General features: G+C 37.1%; 12 protein-coding genes. 3 read left to right on the top strand and 9 right to left on the bottom strand.

The window, feature by feature from the left end; all coding sequences use genetic code 11:
- Window positions 1-4 precede the first annotated feature (4 nt).
- The 8 genes from NE848_RS13030 to NE848_RS12995 all read right to left on the bottom strand — a co-directional run bounded on the left by NE848_RS13030 (window position 5) and on the right by NE848_RS12995 (window position 8,541).
- Window positions 5-2,419, bottom strand: a complete 2,415-nt coding sequence (locus NE848_RS13030; protein ID WP_252114281.1) for a TraG family conjugative transposon ATPase — start codon at window positions 2,417-2,419, stop codon at window positions 5-7.
- Window positions 2,406-2,690, bottom strand: a complete 285-nt coding sequence (locus NE848_RS13025; RefSeq protein WP_252114279.1) for a hypothetical protein — start codon at window positions 2,688-2,690, stop codon at window positions 2,406-2,408. The genes NE848_RS13030 and NE848_RS13025 overlap by 14 nt, the downstream gene beginning before the upstream one ends.
- Window positions 2,691-2,708: 18 nt before the next feature.
- The gene (locus NE848_RS13020) at window positions 2,709-2,996 is read right to left on the bottom strand and encodes a hypothetical protein (RefSeq protein ID WP_252114277.1); all 288 of its coding nucleotides are present in this window, start codon (window positions 2,994-2,996) and stop codon (window positions 2,709-2,711) included.
- 248 nt (window positions 2,997-3,244) lie between these two features.
- Window positions 3,245-3,907, bottom strand: a complete 663-nt coding sequence (locus NE848_RS13015; protein ID WP_252114275.1) for an ATPase — start codon at window positions 3,905-3,907, stop codon at window positions 3,245-3,247.
- Complete coding sequence (locus NE848_RS13010; RefSeq protein WP_252114273.1) at window positions 3,891-4,643, bottom strand: hypothetical protein; 753 nt, start codon at window positions 4,641-4,643, stop codon at window positions 3,891-3,893. The genes NE848_RS13015 and NE848_RS13010 overlap by 17 nt, the downstream gene beginning before the upstream one ends.
- 3 nt (window positions 4,644-4,646) lie before the next feature.
- Complete coding sequence (locus NE848_RS13005; protein ID WP_252114271.1) at window positions 4,647-4,928, bottom strand: helix-turn-helix domain-containing protein; 282 nt, start codon at window positions 4,926-4,928, stop codon at window positions 4,647-4,649.
- Window positions 4,929-5,211: 283 nt separating this feature from the next.
- The gene (locus tag NE848_RS13000) at window positions 5,212-6,045 is read right to left on the bottom strand and encodes an RteC domain-containing protein (RefSeq protein ID WP_252114269.1); all 834 of its coding nucleotides are present in this window, start codon (window positions 6,043-6,045) and stop codon (window positions 5,212-5,214) included.
- 93 nt (window positions 6,046-6,138) lie between these two features.
- A complete protein-coding gene (locus tag NE848_RS12995) occupies window positions 6,139-8,541 on the bottom strand; it encodes a bifunctional aminotransferase class I/II-fold pyridoxal phosphate-dependent enzyme/GNAT family N-acetyltransferase (protein WP_252114265.1) in 2,403 nt (800 codons plus the stop codon).
- A gap of 226 nt (window positions 8,542-8,767) precedes the next feature.
- Here NE848_RS12995 and NE848_RS12990 point away from each other — a divergent pair, with 226 nt between their 5' ends.
- From NE848_RS12990 to NE848_RS12980, 3 genes are all read left to right on the top strand, one after another.
- Complete coding sequence (locus NE848_RS12990; RefSeq protein ID WP_252114263.1) at window positions 8,768-9,136, top strand: DUF7793 family protein; 369 nt, start codon at window positions 8,768-8,770, stop codon at window positions 9,134-9,136.
- Between the two features lie 19 nt (window positions 9,137-9,155).
- Entirely contained in the window at window positions 9,156-10,079 is a 924-nt protein-coding gene (locus NE848_RS12985) for a helix-turn-helix domain-containing protein (RefSeq protein ID WP_252114261.1), read from the top strand.
- 237 nt (window positions 10,080-10,316) lie between these two features.
- On the top strand, window positions 10,317-10,607 hold the full coding sequence (locus tag NE848_RS12980) for a DUF6520 family protein (protein WP_252114259.1): 291 nt from the start codon (window positions 10,317-10,319) through the stop codon (window positions 10,605-10,607).
- 152 nt (window positions 10,608-10,759) lie between these two features.
- Here NE848_RS12980 and NE848_RS12975 read toward each other — a convergent pair whose 3' ends face one another.
- Entirely contained in the window at window positions 10,760-13,609 is a 2,850-nt protein-coding gene (locus NE848_RS12975; protein ID WP_252114256.1) for a M16 family metallopeptidase, read from the bottom strand.
- Between the last annotated feature and the right edge of the window lie 5 nt (window positions 13,610-13,614).

Below are 13,614 nucleotides of genomic sequence, written 5' to 3'. Positions count from 1 at the left end.
CTTTTCATTTTTTTGGATTTTTAAGGTGATTAAATGCTTTGATAGCTTCCTCCATATTGCCAAGTTGGTCATATAGCGTCATGATCTGGGTATTTTCCTCCCCGTCGGTGAGATATGCTGCATACACTTCAGGAGGTACTTCTAAACGGAAAATGTTACTTTGCCGGCCTATTTTTATGAACATCTCAGTATACTTGTGAGGTCCCGTGAGATTATTTTTGATAGATTTTAGCTGGTTGTGATCATGTCCGGATAGGTGAAGGCGTTTTACGAGTGCTTCATAGCCTTTCTCATTATTCAGGCTATAGATCACCTGAGTATTCTCTAAAATACTGGCTGATGTAGCATTATCGGGAAGTTGGTTGATGGACTGTAAGATAATTCCAATGGCCCCATTCTGTTTTCGGATAGCCTGGTAATAGAATTCAACACTTTCCAGTACATTTTCAAACTTTAATTGCTTGGCAAATTCATCGAATAATATAATTCCTTTTTCTTCACGGTTTTTCCAAATACTTCGCTGAATAGCAGATTTAATCAGCTTTAGCATTACTGAAAGAATTTCCTTGTTATCCTTTACTTCATCAAGTTCAAAAACAATCAGTTGCTTATCTTCAATCCTGTAAGTCTGATCCCCGCTGACTGCAAACAAAAAGCTATATAGACCATCGCCGACATACTCCGAGAGCACGTGCAGAAAATTGAGAACATTGAAGTAGTCGGGATGGATTTTAAGGTTCTTGAGCAGATTTGTCTGGTGTTGCTCAATGAAGGTGTAGAAACTATCTAAAGAATGATTCTCTTTTACGTTGGCGTAGTAATATCGCAGAATCTTTTTTATAGAAACAGATTGGGCTTTGGTAATCTTTAAATTGGAAGCTAAGAGTTCAAATAGGAATATAGAGAGATCCTCCAGGTGTTCCGGTCCTACATCCCGGGAATTGGATATATAAAAAGGATTGATCCCTAAATTCTTACCATGCTCATAGCGTAGTATGGTATGATCCCCTGGATAAAGTTTTGCGAATTTCGTATAGGAGCCTCCCAGATCAATGATGACCAGACGAACGCCACTTTCAAAATATTGTCGCAGGATGTTGTTGGCCAAAAAGGATTTTCCTTCACCGGTAGGGGCAAAGATCGCAAAATTCCTTGCTTTAATCCGTTTCTTCCGATCGTCCCAGACATCTTTTAGGATCGGCAGATTGTGCTCTCGATCATTGAATATAACCCCGGTGCTGTCTGATTTATAATTGGTGTTATTAATGAACAGGCATAACGCATGTTTTAGATCAGTGACGTAGAGATCTTCATTGGAGAAATTGGAGGAAAAACAGCAATAACTGTTTAGGATATAATTTTTCCGTTCTTCCCCCCGGGGATAATAAGGTAGGATATCCAACTCTTTAAATTCGGCTTTTATTTTTGATCCAATTCTTTCCAGTTCTGCTGCCTGGTCTGACCAGTATATAATATTGAAATGACCCCGTATAATCCTGGAATTATCATCGGAATTGATCTGAGTAAGGATTTCCTGGATTTTACCCAGAACAACCTTATTCTGAGAACCAAAACCGGAACTCTTGCTTAGTTCTTCTACCTTTTTATCCAGTAGCTTTCGCCATTTGTGTTTATCATCCAGGAAAAGAATCTGATTGATGATATGGTTTTCTTTTAAGGTAAGACCCAACCCATCCACAAATCCCTGGTGAAATATAAAATCATCAGAAGTAAACTTTTCATTGGTTCTGCTCGTCTTCACACTTTCCCCGAAACATAATTCACTGTTGATGGCAAGAACATCAAAATAATGTCTCCCGGCATGAAGATGCTGTTTATTTAAAAGGACATCCGTGTCATAGCCTGTATTAAACCCATTAAAATAATTATGAGTCAAATCTGAAATGTCTTCTGGATCCAGGGGGTGTAAGGAAAGTTTTCTGCTATTATTTAAGAATGAAACGGAATCGTTTACCGCGGTCATAAATTCCTGAATTCTTTCATCCAGTTTGCTAACAATACTCTTAGAAACTTTTCTAAAAGGATTGATATACTTGGAGTTGTTTAAGGCTCTATTTTTAGTGAGATTAAAAAATAACAGGCATCCATGTTCCATGTATTCTCTTCCTTTGAAGTGCTGCCGGGTTGCCTGTTCCAGGAATGTAGTATTGGGTAACTCCTCTGCCGTAAATTCCTTTTTAAAATAAATGTCCTGTTTATGAATTACCGTCCCAACGGGCAGTGATTTGATTGCCTGAAACCAGGTAGCATGAATATCTTCAAAATCCTTTTCAGATAGTGAGTATATCTCAGGAAGACTTACTTCGTAACCTAATAGCACATTGCCATTATTTGCAAAGATGATGTTGTCCTTGCAACCTGCGATGGGCCAGTGGGAAGAGAGATTAATCTTTTTCATAATTGATGCCTGAATTTCTTTTATTACTGAGGATCACCGGGAAAACCCTGATCATTTGAAAAACCTCCAGAAACCTGTTGATTCTGAGGAGGGTGATATATAAGCTCACATTGAAAACAGCCGCGACTATAATGACTCCCAGGCTGAAGGAGAATATAACAACCAGTAGCGAGGCAATAATTGATACCATGAACAGCGCAAAAAGGGGGAGGGATAGGCCAAAGATCATGGCCTGCTTTCTGATATTTTTATAGGGTTCGTATTTCTTCATGATCTTCTTCTTTTGAACTTATATGACCATGGTGATTAAATAGGTGAAGATGCCCACTACCACGCCTGAAATAAGGACAAATAATAAGACTCGTGTGATACCTTTTTTCAGATCTGAATTCTCACCAAAAAAATGCCCTACATTAAATAAGAAACCCACTAAAAAGATGACTCCTAACACAATTGGAAAAATGTTTCTGATAGTATCTGAAATCTCATTTACAGAGTTTTCAATACCTCCTATCTGAGCAAAGAGAGAGGTGGAGGATAGGGAGAAAAAAGTAATCAGGACTATAGATTTTTTCATAACGAATGGATTTTAATTTTGGATTCATTTTCGTTATGAGAAAAGTACTTTTTTATTGATTTAAAAAACTGACAATCAGATATTTGTGGATAAAATATTATTTATATCTCCCTGATAATTTTTGATTATAATTGGATTCAAATTTTATGAGATTCAGGCACCTACCTGTTGATAACTTAAAAGTTGAACCAGGCTAAAGCTTTTAAAAACGTCAGATTTATGATTTGAATGGATAAAAACTAATGATTTTACCTCCGTTTATCCTTAACAGATTCGTCAAATGCAATTAGGTTAAACAGTTCACGCATTCGGCTGCGCACTCTGTTACCGTATCGGCCCTCCAGTTCTTCAGCATTTAAATTGGTAGTGGCATGAGTTTTTATTCTATGTTTGGTATCCAGGTAAAGTTCATACCTCGATAATAGTACCTCTCCCATAACATTAAGATCTTTGCCATAAAACCTTCCCGGAGGTTCCACCCCCAGATCATCAAAACAGAAGAATTTTGTGTTGCCGTAATCTTCAATGGTTTTATAGCCCAGATGATTGAAACTAAAGGTGACATTTCGGCTGGGAATCATCTCGTAAGCGCGTTGTTGTGGAACTATATGTCGCAAAAGTTTCATTAGTGAGGTTTTTCCACATCCAACGGGCCCGGATAATAAGATACCTTTATCCAGGTCGAGCCCATATTTTTTGCAGTTGAACTCATCCCTGGTAAAGTAGGAACAGAGTTGAAAAAGAATTGCTTTATCTTCTTTATAAATTTTGAATCGTTTTCCGAAAAGAAGCTTGCCCTTACTGTTAAGATAGGTCAGGATCTTGGAAAAATCGTATTGTACGGAACTTCCATCATACGTACCTAAGGAGTATTCTATGCCTCCTTCAATTATTTTAGAGGGGTTGTCCATAATTCTTGTTTTTAGTGGTTCGTAGGTTGTCCTGGATTTGGGACGCATCATTCTCTTTAGCTTGCTTTTTTATATTCATAAGCTCAACTTTATCCATCCAGTAATTTGCCAGTGCACGCCAGTCCCTGACAGCCATCCCATCGCTTGTTTCCCAATCACGTTTCTGATAATATTCGAAGAACTCTTTTCCATGATCCGGACTGAAACTTTTATTTTTAAAAAAATTCAATACCGCCTCCAGGCTATTTGGTTGTTTTTGAGGTTTAATTTGTTTTTTACTGTTTATAGTAGATACCAATGCTTGTCTACCTATGGGACGGTTATGGATTAGCGCTTGTCCGTTATTGGGATGGTGCTGGTTCTTTACTGGTCCGCTCCTGGGACGGTAGTGTTCCGCAAGAAGTTCTAATTTGGGATCGTAATAGTGACCATCCTGTTCTTCATCCGGATCGATAATGAACATCTTAATTTTACTTCCTTTAAAAGGATTATTGGACGGGAAATATAACAGGTACCCCCAGCTGTCCAGATCAGTGACACATCTGTGATAAGTGGATTTGGAACCTATTTTGGACATACGCATCAAATCCCTGCGATTCACAAAGAATTCATCAGCGAATCGACTGCTATTCCATTCATGAAATAAAGCTATGTACAGGCTGATATGAGTAGGGTTTAACCGTTCGTCAAAATAGAATTTCTCAAAAGCAGCATTTAATTGTCTGATGTAATTCATCGCTTAAAGATCAAAATGCAGGACTCGATTTTCCTCCATCAGCTTCTGGATCTCCTGGACATCATAGTAAATGATTCCGCCGATCTTGGAAAAAGGAAGGGTGCCATTCACTCGGAGATTTTGCAGCGTCCCGGGACTGATCTGCAACAGATCCATTACTTCGGCAGATTTTAAGTAGCGTTTAAGGGTGCCGGAAGATTGTTGGTTGAGCATTTTTCTAAATTCTTCAAGCAATTCCATTTTGAATTCCCGAAGATCGTCAGTGGTGATAATGTTTGTTGGCATAATAGAACGTTTTTAAAGAAAGGAGCTACCAATCGGTTAAACTTTTTAAAATTGATAGCCCCTATCAAAGTTTGACTTTCGTTCTACTAAATTGAAGTTAAATGCCTGGTTTCTTTCCCTATGCCGTTCGTAGTTACGAGAAAGTTTAACATTTTAATTTGTAATGATATTATTTGGCATCTTTTAGAGGTATATGGTGGGAGAGAAACCACCAATCTTTACTATAGAAGTCTTAGGATCTAAGTAATCTTTGATTTTCGTACCTCTTCGTAACTACGAAAATCTATTTTTCATCATCCTGGATCATTTTCGCTTCCAGGCGGATAATTAAATTTTGCAGGTATTTGGCGCGAGGACCCTTTCGAGCTTTTATTTCCGAGTAAGTTTTATAGATATTATCCAGTTTAATATTGAAGAAATCCTCAAAAGAAGCGGTAACCGTGCTAATATCCACAACGCCATGGTTTAGGTCCCCATTCGCATACAATGCATATATAAGCTCTACCAAAGATGTTTTAGACCCGGACCATAACATTACCTTATGCTTTTTATCCAGCATAGCTTCCTGAGAACCGGGTTTTAAGGTCTCCATCGCTTCCCGTATGTAGTGGATAAGGCGATACATGGCCTGGATTTTAGACCATAACATATCATGTGAACTGGAAAACTCCGGATACTGATAGTAATTTATCATCGGAGTAAAGGGGTAGTTTTTACGGTGATGCCTTGTAAAGAGTTGATGATCCAGGTATTCATGACCCTGTTCCATATACTGAACGAAATCATTATTCTTGTAGAAAAACTTATTGATCTTCTGAAGTTCTTTCTCGAAGAAGTTATATTGAAAATTTTTTCCAGCTTTGGGTTTTCGGATCTCGCATGATCTAACCTCAGAAAAATAGATCAGATAGCTCATGGGGCATGGTATTATTTTTTTGAAGAATTCAATCTCCTCAGGGGTATTTTCAAAATCTTCTTTTTCTACAATTTCCTTTAATTTCGAGAGAGTACAATTAGATATATCTATCCCCTTATCCGCCTTTTTAAGGGGCTGAGGGATTGAGACCACGCTGGAGTTTAATTCATTATGAAATTCTCGGATTATTTCGTCAAACATCTTGTTAGTACCTTGAACCATTAAAAAGTAATGGGGTAATGGAATTTTCAAATCGTATGGATGATTAATGACTGATTAAGATGATATTTTTCCCTATTCATTTCTCATCATATCTAACTGCTCTAATAAATAATTATCGTTGGATTGTATATAAGCTTGCTTGCTGATGATACTAGCTCCCAACTTTCTTTTTTCAAAAGAGGCGCTAAAACCTAAATCGATCCTTTTCATTTTTAAATCCCGGGCTCTCTTTATGGTTTGATACAACAACTGTCGGTATACGTGAAATTCACGAGAATAGTCATAATCCATACCAACCAGGCTTGGAACATACACTCCACGATCGTTCTTATAACAGAACATGATACCAACTACCTGATTCGTCTGCTTTAACTTCAATTCAATAAATTCCCAGGCGGTATGGGAAACCATATTTTCAAATAGTGATTCGGGATACGTAAATGTATTAAGGCCCAGGTTATTGGCTTTTACATTTTTATATAATTGATAATAATATTGAATTTTGTCGGGAGTGGGAGTACTGAGAATAGAAATTTCAAACTTGTCTTCAAAAGGCAAAACCTCTTTTCGAAAATGCTTTCTGGATCTTGAACTGAGACGCTCTTGAAATTCTTTTTTATTCTCCCAGCTTAGATCATCTATAATACATGAATCCGGCATTTCTATAGGGATAAAACCTTCCTGATGAAAAAGCTCGCTTAACCATGGCTCTTTTATAAAGTCTCTAAGAACTGTCATTTTAGTATCAAGTCGTTCGCTTAAGCTCTCGATCTCTAATATAAATCGCTTGATGGCCTGTTTGGCTAGAGGATGTTCTTCATTCAAATACCAGTGAGTTCCTTCAGTGAATAAACACCCCATGGATAATACATTAGAAGTAAGTTTGTAAGGATTCGACTTTCTTTTTTCTTCAATATCCTTTGAGACAGAAGCAGGGGATAGCATATCATTCTTCCATAAGGCACCGGTCATAAAAGTAGCGAGGACGGGTATACTCTTCTGGTCCGTTATGATGAAATAATGAAAGCTCCAGCGATGCTCTTTACTTTGGTGATTGCCGAATGATTTTTCCAGAAATTGAAGACCTTTCCAATCCAGGATAGTATGATGTCCTATTAATCGACTCCAGTAGCTTTCTTCAATTTCCTGTATTGTCTCAGTATAGGTCACCGATAATTCTGCTGAGGAATTTACTTTTTCACTGCCATTGTTTATATCAATATTGAATGCTTTACCGATACGACTCAAAGAATTGTCCGTTTCTTCAAGTGTTTTCGGAAAATGATAATCCATGGCTTCCACCAGGTTCTTGATATCTTCTAATTCATTATGGCGCGAAACTGTGATCCTTACACCCGTGTTTTTAACAGGTACAGCAGGAAACAATCCCAGGTTTACAAAAAATCCTTCATTCATTAGCTTTTTCACAAAAGCATATCCGGTAGCAGGTAATCCAGTACCTATATAAAAGACCGGGGAGTCATTGTTCTCTATTAATGGGAGGTTGGTTTTCTGTAACAGTATATTGAAATAATTTATTCGTTCATGTAACGTATTTTGAAGGTGGTAGATTTCCTGAGAAAGATGGATGTTTGCTGAAGCGATAGCTGCAGCCACCGCACTAGGTTCCAGTTGAGCGGAAAAGGTGAGGGGCCCTCCAAAATTTTTAATTTTTCGGTATAGCTTCTTATCGGGACAGACTAAAACGGCACCTGAAGCTCCAAAAGTTTTACTTAAGGTACCAAACAATAATACATTCTCTGGTAGATCGTCAAGCATACTCATTATATAACCACTGCCGTTAGGTCCTTTCCAGCTCATTCCATGTACATCATCAAAATATAAATGTAACTGAGGATATTTCTGAGAAAGGGAGATCAGTTCCCTAACAGGTGCATAATCTCCGTACATGGAGTAAACCCCATCTGCCATATACCATATTCTTCTAACCTTATCTGATAACTTTTTTATCCGGTCTTCTAACATTTCAAGGGAGTTATGGCGTATCAAGCTTACCGGAATACCTCTGATCTTTAATAATTGAGCGGCGTTCTGTACACTCCAGTGAACCTGGTGATCAAGGATAACGGCATCATTGTCTTCCACCGCTGTAGGAATTACAGCTATATGACCTAAGGTGCTGTTTTTGGTAATGAGAATGGGGTTTTTATAGATCTTCTCAAGTTTCTTTTCAAGCCGTGCATATAAAGGATGAGAAATATAAGTTTTGGAAAGTGGAAACTGGGTTCCATATCGCTTTATGGCTTCAATGGCCGCCTTTTTAAGGCGATCATCCTGTTCTAAACCTAAATAGCCGGTGGTCCCAAAATGATAGGATTTTATTCCGTTCACTGTGATCTTGCGACCTGTGAGTTCTGTTCCTTCTGCATGTAAATGCAGAACACCTGCTTTAGTCGCGTTTGTGATGACTTCATCTACTGTATCCAGAAAATTATTGTGCTTGATCTTTGCCATAACTTTGACTTGAGAAATTCCATTTCAAGCTATGACAATTATCTATTATAAATCTAACCGTTACTGCTAAAAGTCTTTTCAGAACAGTTTTATGGCTTTTCATTCAAATGGCTATAAATACTATGGAAATAACTTTATTGAATGATATTTAACGCCTATTGAAATGTTCTGATAGGTCGGTATAATTTTATTTGTATATATTAGTGATATCCAAAACTTTACGGGAATGGTTGTGGATGGTACCTATGCTAAAATGTGGATCTCTGATGGGATCCTGTACTTTGTCTATAAAGAAATTTATGAGATCAATAGGAGTATGGCCAAAGAAATAGTTAGTCAACGCCTACAGCTGCAGAATGAAAGTTCCTATCCTATCTTTTGCGATTTACGGGCTGTTACCAATGCAGAAAAAGAGGCAAGGGATTACCTGGCAATAGAGGGGGCTTATATGACAAAAGCACTTGCATTATTAGTTGAAGACGAACATGCAATGGCTATTTCTCAGCTTTACATAAAAACAGCTAGTCCGCATTATCCTACCCGTGTGTTTACCGATAAGAAAAAGGCACTGTTATTCTTAGAGGATTATAAGTAGAATCATTAATTCAGCAATTATGGAAAAGTCGCATAACAACGACGAGAAAATGAGATTCAATTCGTTGTATCAGCAAATTATCGAAATTGCCTGTGGTAATTTTATGTTTCGACAGGAACCATCAGGGCGCAGAGATCCTATTGATACCTTGGGAGTTCTATTGAATATGATGTCTGAGGAGATATATAATTTCTGTTTTGAAGCACACAAAGAGGCAGAACAACCAGAAATACTTTTTACCATATTCCTGGATGATAAGTTCAATGTTACCTCCTATACCAACCAAACTCCTGAAATTTTGAAATGGGAACAGAAGAAATATGACAAGCCGATTTCCGAAATTCTTTCAAAGAATTCTATAAAAGTCATAATGGATGAAGTTAACTCCAATAATGAAACATTATACCAGCGATTTATTCCTATTGATTTTATAACAGAAAATCACACGCTATATAGATGCCCTTGCATTATTCAGAGAATGTCGGGGGTAGACGCTACCTGTTCCTATGCAATTACTGCTTTTCGATTTGTAAAAAATAATGAACCAGAGAAAAAATTAACCGAGTCAGGACCAGAATTAAAATTAGAAAAAAAAGAAAGCGCCGCTACTAAAATGTTACTTAGAAAGGTACGTCTTTATGTACTTAGAAATCTTCATACCGAACTTCCGTCACTGAAAGAATTGGGACTTATACATCGTACAAACAAAACCAAACTTAAAGAAGGATTTAAAAACATGTACGGTACTACCATCCACCGGTTCCATATGGAAAAAAGGCTCGATAAAGGAGCTTTGTTGATAAGAACTACAGAACTGCCCATTTCTATAATTACTCAAAAATGCGGATTTAAGGATCACTCTCATTTTTCCAAGAATTTCCGCAAACAATTTGGGAAGACTCCTTCTCAATACAGAAGAGAAAATCACCGATCGATTTCATAATAGAATAGTCATACGGCTTTAGCCACCATTTTATTTATACCTATTTGCAGACATTTACTATTGTAAAATAAGACAGTAGTAAAAATTGAAGATCCCTAGACCTATTTGCTGCTCTCAATTTTCAGCAAGACCCTGGAAATTTTACACTCTTGAAAGAATTATCAAAATCTTTTTGCGCAGAGAGTAGGAGAAGCCGAAAATCCTTCAAAGAGTAGGTGTATTTTAAATTTTTAAATTATGAAAAAGCTATTTTTAATTCCAATTATGGCACTTCTCGTTGTGTTAGGAATGTCCTTTACCAACGAAGGAAGTGAAATTGAGGAGCAACCTGATGAAGGAGTTGCCAGCGATTATATCCTATTTAATGGTTCATGGCGAGCCATAGATGAGCAGGATTGTCCTGGAACAGGAAACACTTGTAAAGTGAAATTCACTCAAAACGGCACCGAATATGCAGTTTACGATGAAATAGACGATGCACTACCAAAAGATGGTAACAGCACAGAGGCTACACTTATCGATCCATAGGATTGGTGGTATTAGCATCTTAATCTTCTCATGGGCTCTTCAAATTTGAGCTCTGGATTAAATCAGATATCACCTCAGGCGTAAGCCCGAGGTGATATTTTTATTAATATGAAAGCCTACAAAGTTGGAAATCAGGAGTGATAAGACTTTTTTTAATTGATTTCATAATCTTCAGGATATCCCAGGAACACCTGTTTGTAATCCTCTATTAGATATTTTTTAGCGGCAGTATTTAAATCTTTCGAGTCTATAAAATGTTCAAGTAATGTTCCTGTTGTAAGGATATTAAATTCCGGATCCTTTCCTTTTTCCAGATTCGATTGCAAATAATCCGGCCATAAATTAAAATAACCAAAACTTTCAAACTTCCTTTCAAAAGCTCTTAGTTCATTGGAAGCTGTTGCTTTTAACCATTCCCCATCAAATCGCTTTTCCTTTACAGCTCTAAATGCCTCCATCGCATATTCCCGCATACGATCTTCATTTCCCAGGGCACTGTCAAATTGTATGTGAAAGGCAAAAATTCCATTTTTATAATCCAGCCATTCTCCTGTTGCTTTAGGAGAATAACATCCATTGCGTAATCTTTTATAAACCTCTTTATAGAGTGCATCATTCAAAAGCTGAAGTACAATTTCTGTCTTTAGGTCTTTAGGAACTTTTACCGGAAAATATATGTCGGTATACACCTGATTTACATTTTTATATTCAAGACTATGCTCCATCTTTTGTAAGGGAAATTTTAAATTCTGCTTTGTGGTGACAATCTTATTTTTATCGTTTACCACTGGAAATGCGGATAAAGTGTTAACTAATAATGGCGTTATTTCGTTTTTGTCAAAATCACCGGTTACAATTAACGTGAAATCTTCAATCCCCGAATTCCATTTTTTGAATGACTGTAAGAGACCGTCCATATTCATTGTGTTAAGATCTTCCATTTTTAAGTGGGGTAACTCTGGATACCAAACATATTCAATCTTTTCAGTGATAAAATTTTCTGATCCTTTTATTGCCTTTCCTTCCAGTTCTTCCTTTTTTATAGCTTTCCAGGCTTCAAATCCTTCCTGATCCTTGCGGGGCTGATCTAAATAAAGATAGAGCAGGTTAAAAAATTCCGGTAACTCCTCAAGTTTTGTTTCACCATAGATCATTTGATTGTCAGTCGTAGTACGAAATCGAAGCTCCATACCCTTTTCTTTCTTAAACCGATCCAACTCAAACTTATTAAAGGGGCCAGCGCCAGTATATTGCACTAATTCAGGCACTATTTTGGCAGAAAGGTATTCTCGTCGATTTTCAAGAGGAACACTGTTAGGGCGAAAAGCCTGAATGGAAACCTGGTTCTCAAACATTTTCTTACGTGGCTTTGTGGGTTTAAGAATTAACTTTAAACCATTAGCCATTTCAATGGTAGTAACGCCAATCATATTTTCAGTTTCCCTGATGACTTTCTTTTCTTTTGAAATTGGAATTTTTACAAAATCGGCAAGTGAGTGAAGGGGTTTCTTTTCGATAATTGGCTTTAAAGACATGGTATCCACTTCTTGGATCCATTGTTTTAATACCTTTTCGTTAGGGACATTCACGCCTCTGCCTTTAAAGAATATATAATGAACGTTATCGCCCAGATTTTCATATCGCTGCAAATAATCCTGAATATCATTAAGATCAATGTCAGCAAGAATGGTTGATATAATATTTACTTTTATCTCAGGATTAGGAGCTGCTTTACCATAAAGGAAATGCATCTCTAACTCTTTTGCTAGGGAGGAAGAATTCAAATGGCTTTCATCATGGTATTCTTGTATAAGAATTTCTTTGGCCGCTTCTAACTCATTTTCATCAAATCCGGTTTGCATTCTTTTCCAGGCTATCAAGCCTCTTTGAAATTCTGATTTCTGCTGCTCTATATTATCTGAATCCAAATTAAGGTTCATTAAAAATCCCTTTAACTGCCAGTCTGGTAATTGATTTACCCCGTGGTTTGTCACGAAATTTTCAAAAGGGGGATTAAACTGCTGTTTCAGTTGGTCTTCTTTTTCCTCGATCATTAAATTGTAGAGCTGTTGCACCAGCATATTTTTATAATCTTTGGTGCTATTGGGAGCCTGTGCAAAATTCGGTGCGGTGTGAATTATGTTCAGAGCTAATTCATCACTAGTACTATCGTTTACTGTTGTAAAGAAATTCTCTCCAATAAGCTTAATCGTATGATTAAGAACTCTGGCATTGGCATCTTTCTTTTTTTCAGGAATTTTCAGATCAGAGAAGAGTTGTTTGATTTCAGCCTCAATAGTATCAGGGTTTATATTTCCAACAATTATCGCTGCTTCCAGGTCAGGCCGGTACCAGTCTTTATAAAACCTCGCAAAAGCTTTAGAGTTAAAATTTCTAAGATTATCAATGTGTTTTTTATCATCATATATTATATAGGATAAGTTTTTCAGGGTTTCAATTTCTATTTTTTTTCCAACCCACTGCCGATGAGGGTTAGAATTCCTGAATTCTCCCTCTACCGCTGCACGTTGTACCTCTATTTGATCAGGTTGGTATTTATTTCCCTGGGCCCAGTCTCTAAGTAACTGTAAGCCCTGTTTGAGACCTTGTCTATCATCTGCAGGTATTTTCGCGTAATATCTGGTAAAACGAGACCCTATATTAGCATTTTTATACCCTCCAACACTACTTATAAAATCATTTACAACTGGGAAATGTTTAGTACTTCCAGCCACCAAATGTTCTAAAAGATGGGCATATTCCAGTTGGTCTTTATCTTCATGCATTCTACCCGCCTTCACAACAAGTCTCATATGAATCTTGTTTTCCGGATTATCATTTTTGAGTAAATAATAAGTAAATCCATTATCCAGTTTTCCATAACGTACTTCGGGATTTAAAGGAATGGTATCATACTGCTGTATAAGCTTTTGATTCTGACTTTTTACATGGCCTACTCCTGAAATGATTAGGAATAGGAAAATATATAGTTTGAAATTCATCATAT

The organism is Gramella jeungdoensis (genome assembly GCF_023805255.1).
Lineage (GTDB): Bacteria > Bacteroidota > Bacteroidia > Flavobacteriales > Flavobacteriaceae > Christiangramia > Christiangramia jeungdoensis.
Note: the sequence above shows the minus strand (reverse complement) of the source record. Positions and strands in the feature narration are given on the sequence as shown.

What these genes read in the sequence shown, in the direction of transcription:
- NE848_RS13030 (WP_252114281.1), bottom strand. Translation starts at nt 2,419, where the DNA reads ATGAAAAAGATTAATCTCTCTTCCCACTGGCCCATCGCAGGTTGCAAG.
- NE848_RS13025 (WP_252114279.1), bottom strand. Translation starts at nt 2,690, where the DNA reads ATGAAGAAATACGAACCCTATAAAAATATCAGAAAGCAGGCCATGATC.
- NE848_RS13020 (WP_252114277.1), bottom strand. Translation starts at nt 2,996, where the DNA reads ATGAAAAAATCTATAGTCCTGATTACTTTTTTCTCCCTATCCTCCACC.
- NE848_RS13015 (WP_252114275.1), bottom strand. Translation starts at nt 3,907, where the DNA reads ATGGACAACCCCTCTAAAATAATTGAAGGAGGCATAGAATACTCCTTA.
- NE848_RS13010 (WP_252114273.1), bottom strand. Translation starts at nt 4,643, where the DNA reads ATGAATTACATCAGACAATTAAATGCTGCTTTTGAGAAATTCTATTTT.
- NE848_RS13005 (WP_252114271.1), bottom strand. Translation starts at nt 4,928, where the DNA reads ATGCCAACAAACATTATCACCACTGACGATCTTCGGGAATTCAAAATG.
- NE848_RS13000 (WP_252114269.1), bottom strand. Translation starts at nt 6,045, where the DNA reads ATGTTTGACGAAATAATCCGAGAATTTCATAATGAATTAAACTCCAGC.
- NE848_RS12995 (WP_252114265.1), bottom strand. Translation starts at nt 8,541, where the DNA reads ATGGCAAAGATCAAGCACAATAATTTTCTGGATACAGTAGATGAAGTC.
- NE848_RS12990 (WP_252114263.1), top strand. Translation starts at nt 8,768, where the DNA reads ATGGTTGTGGATGGTACCTATGCTAAAATGTGGATCTCTGATGGGATC.
- NE848_RS12985 (WP_252114261.1), top strand. Translation starts at nt 9,156, where the DNA reads ATGGAAAAGTCGCATAACAACGACGAGAAAATGAGATTCAATTCGTTG.
- NE848_RS12980 (WP_252114259.1), top strand. Translation starts at nt 10,317, where the DNA reads ATGAAAAAGCTATTTTTAATTCCAATTATGGCACTTCTCGTTGTGTTA.
- NE848_RS12975 (WP_252114256.1), bottom strand. Translation starts at nt 13,609, where the DNA reads ATGAATTTCAAACTATATATTTTCCTATTCCTAATCATTTCAGGAGTA.